Origin of the sequence: Peribacillus sp. FSL M8-0224 (assembly GCF_038003055.1) — a bacterium.
GTDB lineage: Bacteria > Bacillota > Bacilli > Bacillales > DSM-1321 > Peribacillus > Peribacillus frigoritolerans.
Window position 1 is genome coordinate 381,052 of sequence record NZ_JBBOOJ010000001.1, and the last position, 20,056, is coordinate 401,107.

Annotated in this window: 22 protein-coding genes; 15 read left to right on the forward strand and 7 right to left on the reverse strand. The window is 39.0% G+C overall.

Annotated elements, in window-relative coordinates; genetic code table 11:
• Positions 1 to 14 precede the first annotated feature (14 nt).
• The 6 genes from MKX49_RS01855 (at position 15) to MKX49_RS01880 (ending at position 4,956) form a co-directional block, all read left to right on the forward strand.
• On the forward strand, positions 15 to 1,028 hold the full coding sequence (locus tag MKX49_RS01855; RefSeq protein WP_340874492.1) for an NAD(P)/FAD-dependent oxidoreductase: 1,014 nt from the start codon (positions 15 to 17) through the stop codon (positions 1,026 to 1,028).
• A gap of 31 nt (positions 1,029 to 1,059) precedes the next feature.
• Positions 1,060 to 1,305: a ferredoxin gene (locus MKX49_RS01860; RefSeq protein ID WP_340874493.1), complete on the forward strand. Its 246-nt coding sequence runs from the start codon at positions 1,060 to 1,062 to the stop codon at positions 1,303 to 1,305.
• Between the two features lie 253 nt (positions 1,306 to 1,558).
• Positions 1,559 to 2,371, forward strand: a complete 813-nt coding sequence (locus MKX49_RS01865) for a dioxygenase family protein (protein ID WP_340874496.1) — start codon at positions 1,559 to 1,561, stop codon at positions 2,369 to 2,371.
• Between the two features lie 244 nt (positions 2,372 to 2,615).
• A complete protein-coding gene (locus tag MKX49_RS01870; RefSeq protein WP_340874498.1) occupies positions 2,616 to 2,762 on the forward strand; it encodes a hypothetical protein in 147 nt (48 codons plus the stop codon).
• Positions 2,744 to 3,025: a hypothetical protein gene (locus MKX49_RS01875; RefSeq protein WP_340874501.1), complete on the forward strand. Its 282-nt coding sequence runs from the start codon at positions 2,744 to 2,746 to the stop codon at positions 3,023 to 3,025. Before MKX49_RS01870 ends, MKX49_RS01875 begins: the two co-directional genes overlap by 19 nt.
• A 638-nt stretch (positions 3,026 to 3,663) precedes the next feature.
• Positions 3,664 to 4,956, forward strand: a complete 1,293-nt coding sequence (locus MKX49_RS01880; RefSeq protein WP_340874503.1) for an SLC13 family permease — start codon at positions 3,664 to 3,666, stop codon at positions 4,954 to 4,956.
• Between the two features lie 875 nt (positions 4,957 to 5,831).
• Here the strand turns inward: MKX49_RS01880 and MKX49_RS01885 are convergent.
• Complete coding sequence (locus MKX49_RS01885; RefSeq protein ID WP_034305321.1) at positions 5,832 to 6,122, reverse strand: hypothetical protein; 291 nt, start codon at positions 6,120 to 6,122, stop codon at positions 5,832 to 5,834.
• Positions 6,123 to 6,536: 414 nt separating this feature from the next.
• Complete coding sequence (locus MKX49_RS01890; RefSeq protein WP_289348959.1) at positions 6,537 to 6,743, reverse strand: hypothetical protein; 207 nt, start codon at positions 6,741 to 6,743, stop codon at positions 6,537 to 6,539.
• Positions 6,744 to 7,199: 456 nt separating this feature from the next.
• Between MKX49_RS01890 and MKX49_RS01895 the strand changes: the two genes are divergently transcribed.
• Both MKX49_RS01895 and glsA read left to right on the forward strand, forming a co-directional pair.
• A complete protein-coding gene (locus MKX49_RS01895) occupies positions 7,200 to 7,655 on the forward strand; it encodes a stage III sporulation protein AH (RefSeq protein WP_336865336.1) in 456 nt (151 codons plus the stop codon).
• A 356-nt stretch (positions 7,656 to 8,011) separates the two neighbouring features.
• Positions 8,012 to 8,953, forward strand: coding sequence for a glutaminase A (glsA, locus tag MKX49_RS01900; RefSeq protein WP_063596831.1), 942 nt, complete (start codon positions 8,012 to 8,014; stop codon positions 8,951 to 8,953).
• A gap of 127 nt (positions 8,954 to 9,080) precedes the next feature.
• Here glsA and MKX49_RS01905 read toward each other — a convergent pair whose 3' ends face one another.
• Together MKX49_RS01905 and MKX49_RS01910 are read right to left on the reverse strand one after the other, a co-directional pair.
• Complete coding sequence (locus MKX49_RS01905; RefSeq protein WP_340874507.1) at positions 9,081 to 9,275, reverse strand: hypothetical protein; 195 nt, start codon at positions 9,273 to 9,275, stop codon at positions 9,081 to 9,083.
• A complete protein-coding gene (locus MKX49_RS01910; RefSeq protein ID WP_340878439.1) occupies positions 9,262 to 9,783 on the reverse strand; it encodes a tyrosine-type recombinase/integrase in 522 nt (173 codons plus the stop codon). The genes MKX49_RS01905 and MKX49_RS01910 overlap by 14 nt, the downstream gene beginning before the upstream one ends.
• A gap of 359 nt (positions 9,784 to 10,142) precedes the next feature.
• Between MKX49_RS01910 and MKX49_RS01915 the strand changes: the two genes are divergently transcribed.
• From MKX49_RS01915 to MKX49_RS01930, 4 genes are all read left to right on the forward strand, one after another.
• Complete coding sequence (locus MKX49_RS01915) at positions 10,143 to 10,469, forward strand: hypothetical protein (protein WP_340874510.1); 327 nt, start codon at positions 10,143 to 10,145, stop codon at positions 10,467 to 10,469.
• Positions 10,470 to 10,818: 349 nt separating this feature from the next.
• On the forward strand, positions 10,819 to 11,526 hold the full coding sequence (locus MKX49_RS01920) for a sigma factor (protein WP_340874512.1): 708 nt from the start codon (positions 10,819 to 10,821) through the stop codon (positions 11,524 to 11,526).
• 30 nt (positions 11,527 to 11,556) lie between these two features.
• Positions 11,557 to 12,141, forward strand: a complete 585-nt coding sequence (gene clpP / locus MKX49_RS01925) for an ATP-dependent Clp endopeptidase proteolytic subunit ClpP (protein ID WP_034305312.1) — start codon at positions 11,557 to 11,559, stop codon at positions 12,139 to 12,141.
• A gap of 409 nt (positions 12,142 to 12,550) precedes the next feature.
• Positions 12,551 to 13,138, forward strand: coding sequence for a DUF6241 domain-containing protein (locus MKX49_RS01930; protein ID WP_340874515.1), 588 nt, complete (start codon positions 12,551 to 12,553; stop codon positions 13,136 to 13,138).
• Positions 13,139 to 13,287: 149 nt separating this feature from the next.
• Here MKX49_RS01930 and MKX49_RS01935 read toward each other — a convergent pair whose 3' ends face one another.
• Both MKX49_RS01935 and MKX49_RS01940 read right to left on the reverse strand, forming a co-directional pair.
• Positions 13,288 to 14,181: a TauD/TfdA dioxygenase family protein gene (locus MKX49_RS01935; RefSeq protein ID WP_323598960.1), complete on the reverse strand. Its 894-nt coding sequence runs from the start codon at positions 14,179 to 14,181 to the stop codon at positions 13,288 to 13,290.
• Positions 14,182 to 14,214: 33 nt separating this feature from the next.
• Positions 14,215 to 15,201 carry an ABC transporter substrate-binding protein gene (locus tag MKX49_RS01940; protein WP_340874519.1) on the reverse strand — a complete coding sequence of 329 codons (987 nt, stop codon included), beginning with the start codon at positions 15,199 to 15,201 and terminating at the stop codon, positions 14,215 to 14,217.
• A gap of 381 nt (positions 15,202 to 15,582) precedes the next feature.
• On the opposite strand from MKX49_RS01940, the gene MKX49_RS01945 reads away from it, so the two are divergent.
• Both MKX49_RS01945 and MKX49_RS01950 read left to right on the forward strand, forming a co-directional pair.
• Positions 15,583 to 16,350: an ABC transporter ATP-binding protein gene (locus MKX49_RS01945; RefSeq protein ID WP_340874521.1), complete on the forward strand. Its 768-nt coding sequence runs from the start codon at positions 15,583 to 15,585 to the stop codon at positions 16,348 to 16,350.
• A gap of 22 nt (positions 16,351 to 16,372) precedes the next feature.
• Positions 16,373 to 17,206 (forward strand): ABC transporter permease, encoded by an 834-nt coding sequence (locus MKX49_RS01950; RefSeq protein ID WP_048684234.1) that lies wholly within the window; start codon positions 16,373 to 16,375, stop codon positions 17,204 to 17,206.
• Positions 17,207 to 17,267: 61 nt separating this feature from the next.
• Here MKX49_RS01950 and MKX49_RS01955 read toward each other — a convergent pair whose 3' ends face one another.
• Positions 17,268 to 18,437 carry a HAMP domain-containing sensor histidine kinase gene (locus MKX49_RS01955; protein WP_340874525.1) on the reverse strand — a complete coding sequence of 390 codons (1,170 nt, stop codon included), beginning with the start codon at positions 18,435 to 18,437 and terminating at the stop codon, positions 17,268 to 17,270.
• Positions 18,438 to 19,076: 639 nt separating this feature from the next.
• On the opposite strand from MKX49_RS01955, the gene MKX49_RS01960 reads away from it, so the two are divergent.
• A complete protein-coding gene (locus tag MKX49_RS01960; RefSeq protein WP_421161709.1) occupies positions 19,077 to 20,006 on the forward strand; it encodes a glycerophosphodiester phosphodiesterase in 930 nt (309 codons plus the stop codon).
• The last annotated feature ends 50 nt before the right edge of the window (positions 20,007 to 20,056 follow it).

Consider the following 20,056-nt stretch of genomic DNA (forward strand, 5'->3'; position numbering starts at 1 on the left):
GGAGGTGAAATGAGATGGAAGAAAAGGTTTTAGATATTACCATTATTGGCGGAGGCCCAGTCGGATTATTTACAGCATTTTATGCAGGGATGAGACAAGCATCTGTTAAAATCATCGAGAGTTTGCCTCACTTGGGAGGACAGCTTTCTGCTTTATATCCCGAGAAGTATATTTACGATATAGCTGGATATCCAAAAGTGCGCGCTCAGGAATTAGTAGATAACTTAATTGAACAAATGAGTCTATTTAAAGATAATACATCCATTTGTCTTGGACAATCTGTTCTGCAGATTGAGAAAAAGGATGGAATCTTTACGATCAAAACAGAGAATGAAACCCATTATTCAAAAGCTATTATTATTACTGCTGGAAATGGGGCTTTTCAAGCAAGAAAGTTACCGATAAAAGCGTCGGAAAAACAGGAAAGTTCGAATGTTCATTATTTTGTAAATGATTTAAACCGATTTGCTGGGAAAAGAGTGGTAGTATTTGGTGGAGGGGACTCGGCTGTTGATTGGGCGCTAATGTTAGAATCGATTGCTGAAAAAGTTACACTTGTCCATCGACGTGACAAGTTCCGTGCACATGAGCATAGTGTAACGATGCTTAAGGAATCGAAAGTCGATATTGTTACCCCATATGCTCCTATTCGTCTAGTTGGCGATAACGAAGTGGAAAAAGTAGTGCTTGAAGAAGTTAAAGGGAATGGCGAGATAGAGCTCGAAGTTGATGATGTTTTAGTCAATTATGGATTTGTTTCATCATTGGGACCAATTAAAAATTGGGATCTCGTAATTGAAAGCAATTCTATATTAGTTAATTCGAAAATGGAAACCAGTATTGAAGGAATTTATGCTGCAGGAGACATTTGTAAGTATGAGGGAAAAATAGGATTGATTACGACTGGGTTTGGTGAAGCAGCTACTGCAGTTAGCAATGCAAAAGTTTATGTAGAACCTTCAGCTAAAGTGCAGCCATTGCATAGTACGAGCTTAATGGAAAACAAAAAAGATAAAGTGCGAGTTTAAACGCTAATTTGGATTTATGGAGGTCTTTAATATGACGAAATTCACACGGATAGATCAAGACACCTGTATCGCGTGTGGGGCATGTGGAGCAGCTGCACCAGAAATTTTTGATTATAACGATGAAGGGATAGCTTACGTGATCCTGGACGAAAATCAAGGTAATTGTGAAATACCAGATGAGTTGATGGATGATTTTGATGATGCTCTTGATGGGTGCCCCACAGATTCGATTAAAATATCAAACCATGCATTTACAGAAGAAATGAAAATCGGTTAGAGATTTTTTCTTCGGCAGGAAACTTTTTAGTGAAAATCTTTTCCTCTCCTTTTAGTTTCCAGCTCATTCATTTAACCAGCAGTAATCGAATGATTACGTGAAACGAAAGTAGAGAAGTGAAATCCAGAACCGAATGAACAAAATGTATATATTAATCTGGTAAGCATAATTACCTCCTAAGTGCAATGGGTAAGGAATTACAACTAATTTTGAAAATACTTATATAAATTGAACATAAATTGGGGGAAGAGGAATGAAAAATCAAAAAGTAATTGACGTTTACAGTGGATTGGTAGTTAAATTCAAGGAATTAGTTAGTGAATACGAAATTGATCATAATGACTATCAGGCTCTTGTTGATTGGATGGATCAATTAGGCAGGGCCGGAGAAATTCCTTTGTTTATGGATGTTTTCTTTGAAACACATGCACTTCAAGAAATGTATAAAAATGTAAAAGGGACGGAACCTACTATTCTTGGACCTTATTACATTGAAAATACGCCGGTCGTTCAAAATCCAGGAGTCCTGACACAACGTGAAAATGAACCAGGTGACGCTCTTTACTTTTCGGGATCTGTGAAAGATGTAAATGGAAATCCGTTAGCAAATACAAAAATCGATATATGGCAGGCGGATGCAAATGGTGAATACTCATACTTCGCTGGAGGTATTCCAGATAATAATTTACGCGGTGTTTTTTATACGGATGCGAATGGTAATTTTGAAATTAAAACAGTCGTACCGGGTAATTATTCAATTCCAACAGATGGACCTTCTGGTCAGTTCTTAAAGTGGATTGATCATCATTCATTTCGTCCAGCACATTTGCACCTCTTATTCCAACCGGAAAATGGCGATAGATTAGTAACACAAATATATTTTGAAGGCGATCAATATATAGAAAATGATGTTGCACAAGGGGTTCGCGGAAGCTTAATTACGAAGTTAGATAAGCATTCCGGTGCAAAAAAAGGCTTGAAAAATGATTATTATACGGCTCATTTAGATTTTGAACTTAGATTACAAGATAAACCTGTTTTCAATAAAGCTATTGTGAAAAACTAATCATCCCTAAGAATATGCAGGCAAAGAGTCTTGAAAAAAAAGGTTAGTTCCAGTAGTATATATACCTATGTATCTTTTCGAAACTATATATCTGGGAGACCCTAAGTGGGTAATGAAATGAAAGATAATTTGTTGAACTATTCCAATCCTATTTATCTGATTTTTCAGACCTTTCCAAGTTCCTATATTGGAACTTGGAAAATACATTCGAGACAGATATTTTTTTAGTGATGGGTGGCATAAAATGCGTAGTGCAGTTGCTCCGGGTATCATGGCTGCCAGTAAATTTAACCGCTTTCATTTTCTTGCTTTTTGGTGTTTTTATGCAATCGCCGCCGGGTATGTTTTTGCGATGAATGGTGTGGGTTTGCCTTGGATGATGGAAGAGTAAGTATTAACTTCCATTCAGGCAGGGCAGTCGGCAGTTATTCCTTATTTGGCATGATGAGGGGTGCTCTGATTTTAGCACACAGAGGCAAGCCGTCCTGTCATAGCTGTAATACGTATGGAATCACGGTACAACCGCCTCCTATTCTACAACTTATTCCAAAATCGGATATCCCTGTTGATCTTTCAGTGACATGGGCAGCTAGTTTAGAAGAGACGTATGCTTGGGCCCAACAAATAGGAAAAGTTTTACTTAAAAAGCGATAAACGTATCATGTTTATAATAGCGGTGCTCTTTCTCATAACCCAGTAAGGGGACCGGAAAGCAATGCCAACCTTGTCTAAGCAGGCTCTTGACCGTCAATTCCTAGACTATTTACACAACAATGACCTTTCATCAGCGTGGAACATGCTGCCTCAGAAAAATGGCGGTGTAGAATCAGTTGCCCTCACCAGGCAGCACTGCTAGGTGTGTTGGAAGAGAGTAAAAAGAGTGATTATTATGGCTATGGTCAATCTTAGGGCAGCGGAAATGTGCTTATGACTTTTGAGCCTCAACATTCATCATTAGAATCCATCTCATACTGTAGATGCGTAATGAAGTATCTATTAAGATAGGAAAAAACACGTTTAAAACAGGAGTGGTATCGACCAGAATGTTGTTACAGTGGGGTATCGATGATATGTACAATCTAAACTTTCGTAATCATACAGAAATGATGAACGTAGTCTATCAACGGACTTCATAAGAGTTAGATAAACGTATGTTTGAATCAACGATCGATGGGGAGATTTGTGTTGCTTAAGGAGGCTTATTCCATTGATTTTTTCTTGGTGATGCGAGTGGTATAACCATAACCGATCTGTACACAAATTCTTTTGATTATAAAATTTAGGGGGATTACATGAGCTTAGAAATAATTGCAATCATTGTGCTTCTGATTATATTTGTCGTTGGTGCAAGCTTACCGATCAATATCGGTGTTTTGGGATTAGTCGCAGCATATATTGTCGGTACTCAAATAAGCGGGCTTAGCATGGATGAAATTTATAGCATCTTTCCAGCGGAACTATTTATCATTATGGCAGGGATCACTTATTTGTTCACCATTATCCAAAAAAGTGGGGTCATTGACTTAATCGCTGACTCGGGTCTCCGTTTAGTCAAAGGTAAGGTCAGTCTGACACCATGGCTCATGTTCTTGTTGAGTGCGGTATTGGCAGGCGTTGGTACTTATGGGATTGCAGTTGTTACTCTTGTTGCCCCAATTGCATTAAAAATAGCTTACAAACACAAAATCAATCCCCTTATGATGAGTATAATGATTATTATGGGGATGCAGGCTGGTTCCTTCTCACCTCTAAATGTCTTTGGCGTAATTGTCAACGGTGGAATGCAATCTCGAGATATATCATTTTCCCCGGCGTTGCTCTTAGTTAACTGCTTCATTTATTTTGGACTGGTTGCGCTAATAGCATTCATCATGTTTGGCGGGCTTCGCTTTTTTAAAAAGCGGACTGCTATTGATTACATAGCGGCTACCGCAGAAATCATCCAACCGGACGGGAATGAACTTGCAGAAAAACGAGAAAGTGGTTTAGATTTATATAAAGGAGCCTGTCTTGCGGCTATTGGCGTCTTAGGCGTCTTATCTCTTGGGTTCGATGTAAATATTGGTTTTGCAGCGATTATAGTAGGTTTAATACTGGCTTTGATAGCCCCTAGCAAACAAGATGGGATTCTTAAAGAAATGCCTTGGGGGGTAATATTTTTAGTTGTGGGAATTGTCACATACGTAGGGGTTATGGAGAAAATTGGAGTTATATCCTATGTGACCGGGCTTATAGCGAATATGGGTAACCCTCTGATGGCAACTCTTGCGGTTTCATACGTAGGTGGATTTGTATCAGCCTTTGCCTCGACAACGGGTTTCCTAGCATCTGTTATTCCAATTGCGACTCCAATCTTACAGGATCCTACTCTTTCAGCTAACAATATAATTTCAGCGGTCTCTGCTTCAGCCAGCATTGTTGACTTAAGTCCACTTTCCTCAGCTGGAGCACTATTACTTGCGAATGTACAAGGTATAAAAGAAAGGGTTTTTTTCAGACAGCTTTTGCTCACTACTGGAGTCTTCATCGCATTTGGACCAGGACTCGCGTGGCTCCTATTTGTGGTGATTGGAATGCCATGGTAAACGAAGGCGGATGTCCCAGAAGAAAAATGTGTTCCTGAATGATCACAGTCTGTATAGGATGAATTTTTTTAATTTTATATATAATAGGAAGAAACAAGGATGCAAATTCAAAATATGAGGACAAGTGTTCCTATGAAAAAATTGGAAAATGCCGTGGAGGGTAAATACTATCGTAATCCATTCCTCCGTTACGATTTCCTTTATTCGTTTAGTGTCTTTTGTTATTCCATTTATTCCCTATATAAGTGGAAAGGCAATACAGGCGGCAAAAGTTCATTATAAGCTTTTAATCTACCTAACTCTTACTGGAGGTATGTGAGATGATTGCTTTTGTCGGCAGAGGGATGGGTCCTTTCGCGCCTTTTATCAGTGATGTCTTTACTTATCTAAAGCGCAGGTGGGCTGGGTGCCAGCTGTGCTTTATATGCGGGAATCAGTAGCAAGTCTCCCGGCAGGATGGTTTGTGGATAGGATCAGTATGAGAAAAATGATTCTGATTCTTCCACTCATCCTAAGCATTTTCTTTCTAAGTTCTTTTTTTCATTAGGGTATCCATTTGTATTGTTTTCGTTTTTTAGGGTGGATTGGAGCTTTTAGTTGTTTATCAGCATTATAAAATATGTACAAATAATTTATGCGGGGTAGTGTGCAAACAGTTTATTAAAGTAGGTCAATTAATTCGAGTCTGTGAGTAAGTAAGGAGTTTCTTGATTTTTCTTCACAGATCAAAAAATATAAAAAAGTATCCGATGTTGAATGTGAATTATTTGCCACAGATGATAGGCATAAAGAAAGTTGACCTTATGATTAAATAAAAACGAATGGGTCAAAGAGTATTAACTCTGCCATTCGTTTCGTTAACTTTGATAAATGATTTAGAATTCAATATTCATAGCATTCAAGTCTGCTTCGGTATAGCCAGAAGCGGAGAGTGCGATTTCAATTTTTTCAGCAGCCTTATAATCAAATAATTTGAATTTAGACATTAATGCGAAAGCATTTTGATTTTCGATCGCCAAGGCAACAGCCTCCACGTCTTGCAGTAACTTCAGGTCTTCAATGTAGAATTGGGCGGTTCTCATAGCTAAATACTCATTCGTTGTAGTCGAACTGTAGAAAAGCCTTGTTAAAGTGGCGATTGCGTTAGGAACGAAAATCTTATTCATAATTACCCCTCCACTATTCATAATATTCTGTCACCTGAGTCATTACTAGTATGAGTCACTCTAAAAATGTTGTCAATCTTTATCTTTTGAGCATTTTTACTCACCAGTTGAAAGTAGGTATATATTGAAATTGAGTAATAAAATATCTGAGACTTTTCCAAAGGCAAAAATCATTGCACAGGGCGCACGAAGTAGGCGAAAGAATGAAGTTTGTTTACGAAACGACCCAAATTATATGTACCATGTTGATTCAAGCTCGATCGTTAGGTCTCAGGCTCGATCATAACCAAATGGATTATATACTTCATCCATTTACTTTATTCAACAAATGGGCCATTTTTTTCAGAATTTCTTTCAATGATGAATTCGTTTCTGTGTTCGAAACTTTTAAACGGTTTATGAAACAGCAGATTCTTATAAACTGTACAGAAGGCGGGCTTCCACATTCCGCAGCTCTCCAGATGAAACACTATCAGCCACAATTATTTGCATGGTTCTCGTAGCTGTCATTCGTTTGTCTGGATACTTCAGTTGTAGCTGCTGTTGTATCGCTCGGAAAAGTTCATTATTTTCTGGACGGTTGGCGTTATAGATTTCTTGTAAACTTTTTGATTTTCCCATGACCTTTCCTACTTTCCATCAAGTGTGAGATACATATGAAAGCTTCTTATGCGATAATATTCGTATGTTCTATATTTCCGTCTTATCGCTTCTAATTCCTTCTTTTTTTAATTAAATCTTTAAAGAACAGAGAAGGTTGCCCCTGTTTTTTTACAAGGCGTTAGCCCACGTGTCTTACAGCTTGACCTTTGTTATATATGTTGTTGTTGTTGTTTTTCAAGATCAAAGTAATTCTGAATCACGATCTGCGTAGGAGAACATTATTGTGAGGATAGAAAATTCATATGAGACATGATGCATTACTCCCGTTATCATCAGCGTTTCAAATGGAAAGAACATGGTTTGGCACAATCATCCACTCTCTGGATACGACAGAAATGGTAAAGGTATTCGGATTGAGGGTGCACATGCGTTCTATGGCAGTGCAAATACTTGATATATAAATAGGGGGACAAGATGTTAAGCGTTGAAAGGGATCCAAAAAATAGAGTTTATCAGGAACTAATTGATTTATGCTTTGAAGTATGTGATGAATTTCATCTAGTTATTAGAACCGATATGGGTGCAATAAAAGACTTAGAGGAAATCATAAATATGTTCAAAGCATCATTAAAAGAAATGAGAAGCGAATCAACATGGGCTAGTACAACTCTTGGTGATAATCAAACTGCAAATGTTTATTATTTTTATGCTGATGGGAATGCAAAATCAATAATAAAAATGATTGCAAAATCTCTTTTTCAGTGGGAAATGCCTAATTTGCCTGAGGATTTGTCTTTTTTTAAACAAGGAAAGGTCTGGCTGGCTACTTCTTCGCATGAAAAACAATGCTTCATTTTCCCTGAGAATGAAACCGAAGCTTCAAAAATTATGGGTATTGAAGGTTTAAGAGTTGAAGAATTGGATGATTAACTTAGAATATATACACATAACAAAAAAAGATGAACCTTATTTGATTCCACCGCAGCATTAAAATCAAGATCTCAACAATAGTGTGAGGTCTTTTTTCTTTTCTTAAACAAGACGAAAATAATTCAGAACCAGATTAGGGAAGTATGGTTGTACCTTACAAAGGGCTAATTAGTATCAATAAGAAGCATTTAAAAATTTCTATAAAGAATTATTATTTAAGAAAACCAAGACCAGGAAAGTAGCCGCTTCGCAGTTTTAATAAATAATATCGATGAAATATGGCAATAAATAAAAAAACAATATCTAGGAACACTTCACAAAACATATTTTCTAAGGGGCGGAAAATTGTGAACAATATGGGATGTCAATGCAGGTCCAATGACGAATTACAGCAACTGGTTGATGAGGCAAAAAAATATACGAGTAACGGAACAGTGGCAGACTATATACCGGCTCTTGAAAAGGCGAATCCTGGGGATTTGTCTGTTGCTATTTACTATCCTGACGGGAAAGGATATTGTGCGGGTGATGTAAGAGGTAAAATGACCCTGCAAAGCATATCAAAAGTTTTGACACTTGCTCTTGTATTAATGGAAAAAGGGGAGGATTATGTTTTTTCCTATGTAGGAAAAGAACCAACTGGCGATCCTTTTAATTCGATTGCCAAGTTAGAGACAAACAAGCCATCCAAACCGTTAAACCCCATGATCAATGCAGGAGCATTGACTGTGACCCACATGATTGAGGGTGCCAGTGTAACCGAGCGATTTGAACGTATTTTACATTTTATCCGGGAGTTGACGCAAAATCCGAATATCGGCTTTAATGAAGATGTTGCCCGGTCAGAATATAATACAGCAGACTTGAATAGGTCGTTAAGCTATTTTTTAAAGCAGCATCATGTAATAAATGAGGATGTGGAGGAGTTAATCGAATTGTATTCGAAGCAGTGTGCCATTGAAATGGACAGTCAGGATTTAGCGAGGATAGGCTGTGTGCTGGCCATGAATGGGAAAGATTTGCTGACGGGAAGGCAAATCATCCCCGGGGACATTGCCCGTATTTGCAAGACATTCATGGTTACCTGCGGCATGTATAACGCATCAGGTGAATTTGCCATTAATGTTGGCATACCAGCTAAAAGCGGTGTGTCAGGGGGAATCATGGGGGCCGTCCCCGGAAAATGCGGGATTGGAATTTATGGTGCAGCGCTGGATGAGAAGGGGAACAGCGTTGCAGGGATAAAAATCTTGGAAATGATGGCGAAAAAGTATTCCTTAAGTATGTTTAATTTGTAAACTTTAAAACCAGTACCGAGTCAGTCGGAAGTTAAATGAGTTCAGTGTAATGCCTTAAGGAAACATATCATTTACTTTCAAGGCAAAAAAAGACCTCTGCACATAAGGGCAAGGTCTTAGGACTATTTCATAACAAGTTGGAGAAAAGAGATACTTTTTTATATAAAGCATTTACCTCTTTATTTCGATGTTCCCCGATTTCATTTTTTAGCTGGTCTTCAATATCGGTCATTAGATCAGCTAACTTCAATGCCTTTTGTCTGTCGGAAATATTGCTGCGAATGATAGATTCATATTTTGCATTGTATTCAGTCAATGACATTTCTTCCGTCCTCCCATAGTGTAAAGTCATTTAAGCTGTCCTCTGTCCCTTCATCAGCAATCCCAATGTACTTAAGTGTAATTACAGGATGTGAATGGTTAAGGATCATTTGTAGCTCAGCAAGATTCTTACTTCGTTTATAGTGCCAGTAACCGAATGTTTTCCGCATGGTATGTGTACCGACGCCCTCGATGTCCACCATGTCCGCTGCTTTATTAAGCTGCCTGTAAGCTTGTATCTTACTTATTGGCTTATCGCCCTTGCGTGAGGGGAATAGCCATTCACCATCAATGGTGGCTATATAGGCGGCCAATTCATTACAGACATTGTTAAGCTGTATCATTCTTGGCCTTTTTGTTTTCCCTTCCTCGATGATGACCTCAAACTTTCCTTTAATGTCCGTTATCTTCAGTGATAATAGATCAGTCACCCGTAATCCGGTATTGATGCCTAACAAGAACAATATGTAGTCTCTCTCGCTGCAATGTCTTTTCAATGACCATTTCATATCATCTAATTTTTCCGATGATCTGATTGGTTGCACGTCTATTAAATGTTCTTTTGGCAAAGTGATCACCCTTAATTTACGCCAATGAAATCAGTATTTTGAATGTATACTTTTAAGAGTAACACTGAAAAAGGAGGGAAGTCAATTTGAGGGGGATATTGATATTTTTTGGACTGTCCATTTTATAAAGGGTTCGGTGTATTTTTAGTTGTTTATTGGATAAAAGCAATAAAAAACTTCTGGAACTTGATATAATGAAAATAGTAATATTTTTCTAAACTAGTGTTATTGATGGATATTTAATAGATGAATTAATTCATTCTGAATTTATATGCTTTAGCAGGATTGGGGAAACCACCATGAAGAGAGTTTTGGCTATATTGAAAAAATTAATGCCTATAATGTCAAGGTTGATTACCATGGCAATTATGGTTTTGGTTTTTTACTGCATGTTCATGTTCGCAGACCTGGATAATGAAAAGTCAGACAGCGAGCGTCATAACGAGCGGTCGGTGAATTTTGAAGAGATGAGCGATCAAGAGTCTGAAGAAATTCCAGCAGGTTCTATGGTGAACTATTGTAAAGATAGCGCTAATGAGAGTCGCTCCTCCAGTTGGTTTGGTATGGAAGTAAACGAAATGGAACCTAGCGAATACACGGTCGAATGCATTGAACACTTGGAATAGCAGCAGAGTTCCTATGGATCGAATTCAGGATTCACACCAAGGACATCAGGTACGTCACATCCAAGCGTCTGGCTGGCTTATTGGAATGGAGCGGAATGCACGGGAATAATAATTGTTTTCGAAAATAAGGTCTACACTGAAATGATTGGTGACGAACCGGGTACACAGCGGGGGAGGCCATATATTAGCCTGTTTGGATCCTAACCAAACAGGTTTTTAGTATGAAAGGAAATCCAATGGAAAAAATGGAATAGAATATAATGAAGCATGAAGGGAAATTTTTCACCCCCATATCTTTTTCTCTTTCTGAAACGTTTAGAGGATAGAGGGTGTTGAAGGAGTGAGAAAAATGATAAATAAGTTGAGGGAAGATATTGCTAAAGAAAGGGATAACGGTGCAATTTTGCGTGAAGTTTATCCTGAATTGATTCGGTTTTGCCGATTCCTGACCCAAAATAATTGGGATGGGGATGATTTGGCTCAGGAAACGATATTGAAGGCAATGCAGGGCTATGGGAAGAAAACGGTGATAACAACAGCTTTATTGAAGACGATAGCCCGACATTCCTGGATTGATACGATACGAAAAAGGAAAAAAGAATCTTTAGACGATCTGTTGGATACCGAACAACTGGGGGCAGTTGGGGGAAATGTCTTTGAAACGGTTGAATATATAATAAAATCCCTTACCCCGAAACAAGCTGTAGTGTTCATATTAAAGGAAGGATTCCTCTACCGGTCAAAAGAAATCTCAGATTACTTGAACACCACGGAAACGGCTGTAAAGGCAATCTTGAACCGTGTGAAGAAGCGTTTTGAGAATGACGTTGAAGATCGTAGGTTGTCTTGCGTGGAAGATTGGCAGGATGAGGAGGAGCAGCGGCTCATCTCCCTGATGACACAGGCTTTAAAAGCCCAAAATCCGGATATCCTCATTAGAAGCATCCCATCTTTCAAATCCCTGAACAGTGAGTCGATGATTCCTAAACTGATGAATCGTTCGAATCTTTCCAAATCAAGCTTCACTCCTTCAAACACACTCTCAATGGCTGCATAGCCAATATTATTGTTAGGAGGAAGAAGAGATATGACCACCATTCCATATGTAATTGAGCAATCCAGCAAAGGTGAGCGCTCGTACGATATTTATTCCAGACTTCTAAAAGACCGTATCATCATGATTGGGGAAGAGATCACCGATCATTTAGCCAATAGTGTGGTAGCCCAATTGTTATTCTTGGCAGCAGATGCACCTGATAAAGAAATTACCATCTTCATAAACAGTCCGGGGGGATCGACCAGTGCCGGTTTCGCCATTTATGATACGATGCAATATATTAAGCCTGATATCCGGACTGTATGTACGGGGATGGCCGCATCATTCGGTGCCATGCTTTTATTGGCGGGTACGAAAGGGAAAAGGTGCGCTTTGCCAAATAGTGAAATCATGCTTCATCAACCGCTTGGTGGGGCGAGGGGGCAAGCAACGGAAATCGAAATTTCTGCCCGAAGGATTTTGAAGCTAAAGGATCATATCAATCAAATCATCTCCGAAAGGACCGGTCAGCCTATCGAAAAGGTGGCGAAGGACACAGATCGCGATTACTTCTTAAGTGCAAATGAGGCGAAGGATTACGGTATAATCGATGAAATAATCGTTCAGGATAATTAATTCTGATAAAGACGCCGGCTGTACGAAAACGAAAAGAAACTGCCGATATTAGATTGGCAGTTTCTTTTTTACCTTTTTACATTACTCCATCTATTTATCCACAAACCCCCATACCTTATTCCAATACTATTCCAAATCCACTACCTCAGCTTCACAATGCCCGGCACCCGGTATTATCAATTTTTCTTGTCGACTGTTGCTGCATTATATGTGTCATCCAGCATGCAATAAGTGACGAATAAATCTTCTTCAAAAAATAGAATGGGATGTTGGGTAATTATCGATATCTGAAACTATGTAATTTTTATTGAAGAATGAGAGGGGGATGTGTTCCTTTTCTGGATAGTCCATCCATTCAATATGTTAAAATAAATAGTATCTGACATTATCAATCTTGGAGGAAGTTTTTATGAAGAAAACGCAAAAGGTTTTACTTATTAGTGGAATCTCTGCTGTTGCATTATTCGGGGTGGGGGTTGCTTCCTTTAAAATCATGGAGAACTCCAATGAGTACGAAAAAGCTCAACAGGTAATGGAAGCCAGGGAAGCCAAAGAACAAATTGAAAGAGAAAGAGAAGATGAAAAAATCGAAGCCCAAAGGGAAGCGAAAGCTAAAGCGGCGGAACTTGAAGCGAAAACAGCGATATATGCTGGGATTGAATTTGAAACAGGACTTGATGAAGGCTCAACCGAAACGGAAGTCATGGACGTCATGCATAAAATGACTCATCAAAAGGTTCGCTCGCAAGATAAATGGGGAGCTATACCGATGTCCCCTAAGATTATAGAAGAAGTTTATAAAATAGTTGATTCAAGTGATTTTCAGCATAGAGATCGATTGCTGTCCATCGCTGCCCGGTGGCGAGACTTTGATTTTAGCACGATCGTTCAGGACCATAACTTCTTTTGGGAAGACAAAGAAGGCACCGTTGGAAAAGCCCATGGAACATTAAGTCGGGCAGAAGAGGTTGAATTCATTGAAGTTAATTTTAAATGAGGGGAAAGTACTGAAAAGACCAAAGGGCGAGTTGGCAAGTCCTGCTCAATAAAGAAAACACTCAAACTTCCTGCAATAAGGCCGTTTGAATGTTTTCATTCGCTTATGGGGCAGTCAAGTAATGGAAGCTTACCTTCGATACAGGAGTTTTATTTCTTAATAATTAGTCTGCTGGACTCGTTCTCCTTGTTTACGGGAACGTCTTTTCCTACTGTGACCCTGCGAACGACGCGGTGCTGGTCCCCGTAATCGGCAATAGCGTAATGCTGCGTGGCTAGGTTATCCCAAATGGCCACGTCGCCTTCACTCCATTGCCAACGCACGGTATTTTCTAAGCGCGTGACGTATGAATCGAAGATGCTTAATAATCTTTCGGATTCACTTGTTGTATAGCCTTCCACTCTACCAGCAAAGCCACCTAATAACAAATGCCTTTTTCCGGTTTCGGCGTGCACATGAACGACTGGGTGCCTTGTTTTATAAATGGTCGATTCGAATATATCACGATACTTCTTTTTAACCTCATCATCAATGTTTTCGGCTGGTTTGAATTGAGCATAATCATATTCATTTGTATGGATTGCCCATAGTCCGTCCGCTAATTTCTTCAATCCATCCGGCAGGTCCTCATATGCTTCATTCGTATTGGCCCAAACTGTATCTCCGCCGACATCAGGGATGGTTACCCCTCTTAAAACAGAGTATTTAGGAACCTCTGGAACGAAAGTGACATCAGTGTGCCAATGGTTTGCTTTAGCACCGCGTTCGGAGTCAAGCTCGAAAATATAGTTAGTATTGTCTTTGACCGGTACTGTAGGATGTGCATAAGGTTCACCCAATAGTTTGGCAAATGCTTCTTGGCTGGCATCGTCCAAATGATTTTGACCTTTGAAGAATATGACTTTATGATCGTTTAACGCTTGTTTGATTTCATTGAAAATAGGTAAATCCAAGTCCCCGCTTAATTGCACTCCTTGAATTTCCGCTCCAATCCTTCCTGCTACCGGTATCACTTTCAATTGTTGTGTTTTAGTTTCCGTCATAATCAATCTCCTCCTGTATGGTTAGTTTTTTTATTATTTAAAGGCTTCATCAATGTATTCATTGTTGATGTGATTTTTAAAATTAAATGATTTCTTGATATAACCCACACCAGCTAAAGTATCGATGGATTCTTGTTGTGCTTTGATGGCATCTTCGGTAAAGAAGATATTTGGTTCTTCGGCCGTTATTATTGTCTTTACCGTGCTCACAGGCAATTTAGTTTCTTTCGAATAAATTTCAGATGCTTCATCTGGATTCTCAATTTGCCAATCGGCAGCTTTTTTATAAACCTTTAAATAGGCCTCGACAATTTCAGGATGCTCTTCGGCAAAGCCGTTACGTGCAATGATTGCACCAGGAGCTAATATTTTTCCTTTTACTTTAAGTGCGACAGCATTCCCTTTTTCAATATTATTAAGGTAATAGGGGTTCCATATTGCCCAGGCGTCCAATTTTTTGGTTTCAAAAGCCGCTTGAGCATCATCTGGTTGCAAATTGATGAGTTTAATGTCATCAGTCGTTAAACCATGGGCTTTCAACGCCTTGATTAAATACACATGCCCCGTTGTCCCCGAAGCAACACCGACCGTTTTCCCCTTTAAGTCTTCAATCTGCTTTATGTTACCTTTCGCTTGAGCCAGAATCCGAACAGATGACTCACCCCGGCCTGTTTGGGCAATCACTTCGAATGGCAGATTCTTATCAATGCCGGCAATCAGTGCACCATCCCCTAAAAAAGACAGATCAACCCGATTGGAAGCAAGGGATTCCAAAAGCGGGGGACCACTCTGGAATTCACTCCACTCGATTTGGGCATCCAGTTTAGAAAACTCTTCGTTGAACAATCCCTTTTCCTTTGCAATGACCAATGGTCCCATTTTGCCATTTAAGGCAATATGAACTTTCAGTGGATCACTTTTCCCGGAAGCTTTGCTGGCATCGGAATTACAGCCTGCCAATACAGCGATGCTAATGAAGGCAAGTAGTACTGCGGTTAGATGTTTACGATATTCCTTCATGAATTCCCTCCTTTTTTACAGCTATACACATCTGGATAGTCAGATTAATGACAAAAAAGAGATTCAACGAAGAGTTTGCTTGGTTACTCTTCATTGAATCTCCGGTAGTCCAGTTGATTCACATGACCTTTATTTAATTGGCTCCAGTGTGAAGCGGATTTGTGTATGAATGCATCTTAACAGCTGTTAGAATTATCTGTCAATTATTTTTTTACGATTAATCCGATAAAATAAATTGGTATTAAGTGTTGATTATAAATAATCGATAAGTTAATATAAAATGAAATATTGAATCGACTAGTTAACTAGAGATTCAGCAAAGGGACAATTTGTGCCTTATTGCTGGATCTCTATTTTTTTATTTGAGAAAGGGTGAGGGGATTGGTTGCGACATTAGAAATTAATCAAGTAAGCAAAACATTTAAGAATGAGAATGGAAGTGTCCATGTTTTGGATCATTTAAATCTGACCGTCAACAATGGTGAGTTCGTTACCATCATTGGTCCGAGCGGCTGCGGGAAAAGCACACTATTAAAGTTGATCGCAGGACTTGATTCAGACTTTGATGGCACGATCATGGCAGGGGATCTTACGGTTAGCGGACCTTCTAAAGACCGTGGTTTCATTTTTCAGGAGCATCGCTTATTTCCATGGCTAAACGTGGAGAAGAATATTGCAGGTAACCTTCCATTAAAGAAACCGGACATTCGAAAAAGGGTGGATGATTTGATTTCACTTGTCAAACTAAAAGGTTTTGAGAAGGCGTATCCACGCCAATTATCCGGAGGAATGTCGCAGCGTGTTGCCATTGCCAGGGCCTTATTGCGTAATCCTGAAGTTTTATTGCTGGATGAGCCATTCGGTGCATTGGATGCATTCACGCGAACGCATCTTCAAGAGGCTTTACTAGAAATATGGGAGAGGAATAAGACAACGATGGTGCTTGTCACCCATGATATTGATGAATCCATCTTTTTATCGAGGAAGGTGGTCGTCATGGATGCAAAGCCTGGACGGATTAAAGCTATCGTTCCGATTGATTTGCCATACCCAAGAACCCGAACAAGCAAAACGTTCCAGGAATTCAGGTCCGTCATATTAACCCAACTTGAACATCATCCAGTAGAGGTGGAAGATTGGAGCATTTAATTGAATTTTTGAAAAAGGAAGGATGAAAATTATGTCTACACAGACCGTTGCACAAAACAAGCACCTTGTCATAAGGGAAACGACAAAACAATCCAAACTTGCCAAATCGGCATTGCGGGGTTCGGTCCTTCCCGTTGTCGTGTTGATTGCATGGCAAGCATTAGGTTCGGTTGGCATCCTGCCTGCCCAATTGTTCTCATCCCCTTTATTGATCGTCATGACGTTCATTGATCTCGTCCAGTCGGGGGAAATGGGCATGCATTTACAAATCAGCTTAACGCGGGCTTTTCTTGGCTTTGCCTTAGGTGGTTTTTTAGGCTTATTGCTAGGGGTCATCGTTGGGATGCAAAAAAAATCCGAAGAGTATCTTAACCCAAGCATTCAAATGTTACGAACGGTTCCTTTACTCGCGATTACGCCTTTATTCATTATGTGGTTCGGGTTTGGTGAACTATCCAAAGTGCTGCTTATTGCTTTAGGTGCTTTTTTTCCTCTATATCTACAAACTTTTTTGGGTCTTCGGAATGTGGATAAAAAACTCTACGATGTTGCCCTAATCTTGGAGTTTAGCCGTCGGGAACAAATAACGAAGCTCATGATTCCGGCAGCATTGCCTAACATATTACTTGGTATCCGTTTAGCCTTAAGTGCGGCTTGGATGTGCCTGGTCGTCGCTGAATTGCTCGGTGCGGATAGAGGGGTGGGCTTCATGATCCAGGATGCCCGTTCATTCATGCAAACGGACGTCGTATTCGTAGGCATCATCATTTTTGCCCTTGCTGGTAAAATCTCAGACTCATTTGTCCGCTTTTTAGAAAATCATTTGCTGAAATGGCAAGATAGTTTTAAAGCCTAATTGAAAAAGGATGACCGCCCGGTGATGGGTGGTCATCCTTTTTCTTATTAGGTATGTATGTTTAATCTATTTCTTTATATAAGGGCAAATAAATGGTGAACGATGTTCCTTTGTTCACTTCGCTCTGTACCACGATTTTCCCTTTGTATTTTTGAACGATGGAATAACAAACGGTCAGACCGATACCGGTTCCCCTATCTTTAAGCGAGTAAAATGGGGTGCCGAGTATTTCAAGCTGTTCTTTTGATAGGCCTATTCCTGTATCCGTTATTCGTATTTTTGCCATAGTGCGTTCCTGCTCTGTTTCAACCTTGATGAATCCGGGTTTGTTCATTGACTCAATACCATTTTTCATGATATTGACCAGTATCTGTTTAAGCTCGATGGGATTCATGTTAATGTGCAGGACGTCACGGAAATCGAGAAGAAAGCCGATGTTGCGATTATTGGCAAAACTGGTTAATAGGTCGGAAATCTTTTGGATTTCATCATTTAAAGGAATGACCTGTACATTATCCGTTTGCGGTTTTGCTAAAGACAAATAGTCATTGATAATCACTTGTGTATATTCAAGTTCCGTAAGCATGGTCTGTACATAAAATTTTTCCGTTTCATTCAGTTCCTTCTCTTGATCTAATAGCTGGGCAAACCCTTTAACGACTGTAATCGGATTACGTATCTCATGTGCAATGGTGGCAGCTAGCTGTCCGACTGAGTTCAATTGCTTGGCCTGCTGTATTTCCTTATGAAATGCATTATTGGATTCCATCCTATTATTGGTTCCTATGAATACGAATGCCAATATGATTTGTATAGCGATGAAATTAAGCGTGTTGCCGAAACTATCCAAAGCGACATATTCATAAGTGTGTTGAAGATCCGTTTTTGAAATGATCAAGATGGAAGCGGGACCTAATATGATATTTAAAGTGGCCACAATATAAAAACCGATTTTATCAAAGAGAAAAATGGGAAACAAGGGTGCTATAGCAAATAAGGCCAGCATGATGGCAGTATCCGGGAATATCCAAAATTTGCTATAAAAATAAACAGTAATTAAGAAAATGAATAGGGTTTTATAAAAATTGACTTCTGTTTTTAAGAAAAATAACAGAGAAATTATCATCCCCGATATTAAAATGACCTGTAATGTCATCTCGTAGGGATTATCTTTCCAACTTATAGGTGATACAGAAATCCCAACTAATAGTAAAAAGGATATCATTTCCATGAAAGCCTTCAGTATAAATCGGTGTTTGTTTTGATAATATTGATAATTTTTTAACATAATTCCCCTTAGTATTAATATTCTGTTTGCTTAATAGTAATATGATACTAGTTTTTTGTAAATCAGAAAAAGATAGATTTTGTCATCGATAACCTTTCTATCTATATTATGGAAAGGTGAAGGGTTTGAGGAAAACATCCTATCAGGACCCCAAAAGTCTGGAATTTAGATATGGAAGACTTAAATTGTTTGAATAAGAAGCATGACTTGCATAAAAGCGGAGTAAGGAGTTAAGGGTTTGGAAATATTTAGTTATACTCATTTGGATGACCGTTTTTTTCCTACTATTTCAATATGTACATGCCAAGAAACATTTTATATTTTCATGGATTACCATTACCCATATATAGCACATTATTCATTTACGATTTTTTTAGAAAAAGAGGCTTTGGGAGACTTCTTATCATTACAATAAAATTTTCATTCAACTTTTTGGTTGGGTAGAACGAACTGCATGAATGCCCTGTTTTTGATAGGTTATTTTAACCATTTTAACTACTATATTATTTCTTTACATTATATTCGCTGTAGATTCACATTCCCCTTTTAAAATAATGGTAATAATAGGAGGGAGAGAGGGAAATGAAAACGAATCTAAAGAAATTCGGTTTTTGTATGATGAGTGCGGCCTTTATATTGCAGGCTACTTCAATGGGGGCCTCCGCTGCAAATGGAAATCATTCCAATTCATCTATTTATGAGAAGAAAATTGTGAATGTCGCACATAGGGGAGCTTCTGGTTATGCACCTGAACATACCATTCCTGCTTATCAAATGGGAGAACAAATGAAAGGCGACTACATAGAAATCGATCTGCAAATGACCAAAGATGGTAGATTGGTAGCAATGCATGATGAAAAAGTGGATCGTACAACGAATGGTACTGGCCTTGTGAAGGATTTAACGCTGGCAGAAATTAAGAAACTGGACGCTGGTACTTGGTTCAATGAAAAATATCCACAATTGGCAAAAGAGGTATATGAAGGGTTAAAGGTTCCTACTCTTGAAGAAGTCTTTAAGAAGTTTGGAAAGAAGGCCAATTACTATATCGAAACAAAGTCCCCTGATGTGTATCCAGGGATGGAAGAAGAACTTCTGCAGGTTCTGGAAGAATATAAAATGGTGGATTCCAAGGGCCGTACAAAGAATGTATTAATACAATCGTTCAGTAAAGAAAGCCTTATGAAGGTTCATGACTTGAATCCAAAGTTACCTCTTGTGCAACTTTTTTCTTACAAGAACCAAGCAACCATTTCCGATGAAGAATTGGAATCCATAAAGGAATATGCAGTTGGCGTTGGCCCGAACTTCAGTAAAGTTGACGGACAATATGTGAAGATGGTTCGAAACCATGACCTCCAATTCCATCCATATACAGTAAATGAAAGAGCCGATATGAAAAAGGCGCTTGAGTGGGGTGCAACGGGGCTGTTTACGAATTATCCGGATGTGTTCAACGAGGTACTAAGTGAGTATAAACACAAAGATAATGGAAATAAAGTTACTAAATAAATGGTTTCAAATGTGAGTTCCGGTTTCCGGGGCTTTTTTTTTGTCATCCT

Coding starts and splice junctions, on each gene's coding strand:
- MKX49_RS01865 (WP_340874496.1), top strand. CDS start 1,559: ATGAAAAATCAAAAAGTAATTGACGTTTACAGTGGATTGGTAGTTAAA.
- MKX49_RS01905 (WP_340874507.1), bottom strand. CDS start 9,275: ATGTCATTGACTGAATACAATGCAAAATATGAATCTATCATTCGCAGC.
- MKX49_RS01935 (WP_323598960.1), bottom strand. CDS start 14,181: ATGACGGAAACTAAAACACAACAATTGAAAGTGATACCGGTAGCAGGA.
- MKX49_RS01895 (WP_336865336.1), top strand. CDS start 7,200: ATGTTAAGCGTTGAAAGGGATCCAAAAAATAGAGTTTATCAGGAACTA.
- MKX49_RS01860 (WP_340874493.1), top strand. CDS start 1,060: ATGACGAAATTCACACGGATAGATCAAGACACCTGTATCGCGTGTGGG.
- MKX49_RS01890 (WP_289348959.1), bottom strand. CDS start 6,743: ATGGGAAAATCAAAAAGTTTACAAGAAATCTATAACGCCAACCGTCCA.
- MKX49_RS01910 (WP_340878439.1), bottom strand. CDS start 9,783: ATGAAATGGTCATTGAAAAGACATTGCAGCGAGAGAGACTACATATTG.
- glsA (WP_063596831.1), top strand. CDS start 8,012: ATGGGATGTCAATGCAGGTCCAATGACGAATTACAGCAACTGGTTGAT.
- MKX49_RS01955 (WP_340874525.1), bottom strand. CDS start 18,437: ATGGAAATGATATCCTTTTTACTATTAGTTGGGATTTCTGTATCACCT.
- MKX49_RS01855 (WP_340874492.1), top strand. CDS start 15: ATGGAAGAAAAGGTTTTAGATATTACCATTATTGGCGGAGGCCCAGTC.
- MKX49_RS01930 (WP_340874515.1), top strand. CDS start 12,551: ATGAAGAAAACGCAAAAGGTTTTACTTATTAGTGGAATCTCTGCTGTT.
- MKX49_RS01885 (WP_034305321.1), bottom strand. CDS start 6,122: ATGAATAAGATTTTCGTTCCTAACGCAATCGCCACTTTAACAAGGCTT.
- MKX49_RS01940 (WP_340874519.1), bottom strand. CDS start 15,201: ATGAAGGAATATCGTAAACATCTAACCGCAGTACTACTTGCCTTCATT.
- MKX49_RS01960 (WP_421161709.1), top strand. CDS start 19,077: ATGAAAACGAATCTAAAGAAATTCGGTTTTTGTATGATGAGTGCGGCC.
- MKX49_RS01915 (WP_340874510.1), top strand. CDS start 10,143: ATGAAGAGAGTTTTGGCTATATTGAAAAAATTAATGCCTATAATGTCA.
- clpP (WP_034305312.1), top strand. CDS start 11,557: ATGACCACCATTCCATATGTAATTGAGCAATCCAGCAAAGGTGAGCGC.
- MKX49_RS01870 (WP_340874498.1), top strand. CDS start 2,616: ATGCGTAGTGCAGTTGCTCCGGGTATCATGGCTGCCAGTAAATTTAAC.
- MKX49_RS01950 (WP_048684234.1), top strand. CDS start 16,373: ATGAAAATTATGTCTACACAGACCGTTGCACAAAACAAGCACCTTGTC.
- MKX49_RS01920 (WP_340874512.1), top strand. CDS start 10,819: ATGATAAATAAGTTGAGGGAAGATATTGCTAAAGAAAGGGATAACGGT.
- MKX49_RS01880 (WP_340874503.1), top strand. CDS start 3,664: ATGAGCTTAGAAATAATTGCAATCATTGTGCTTCTGATTATATTTGTC.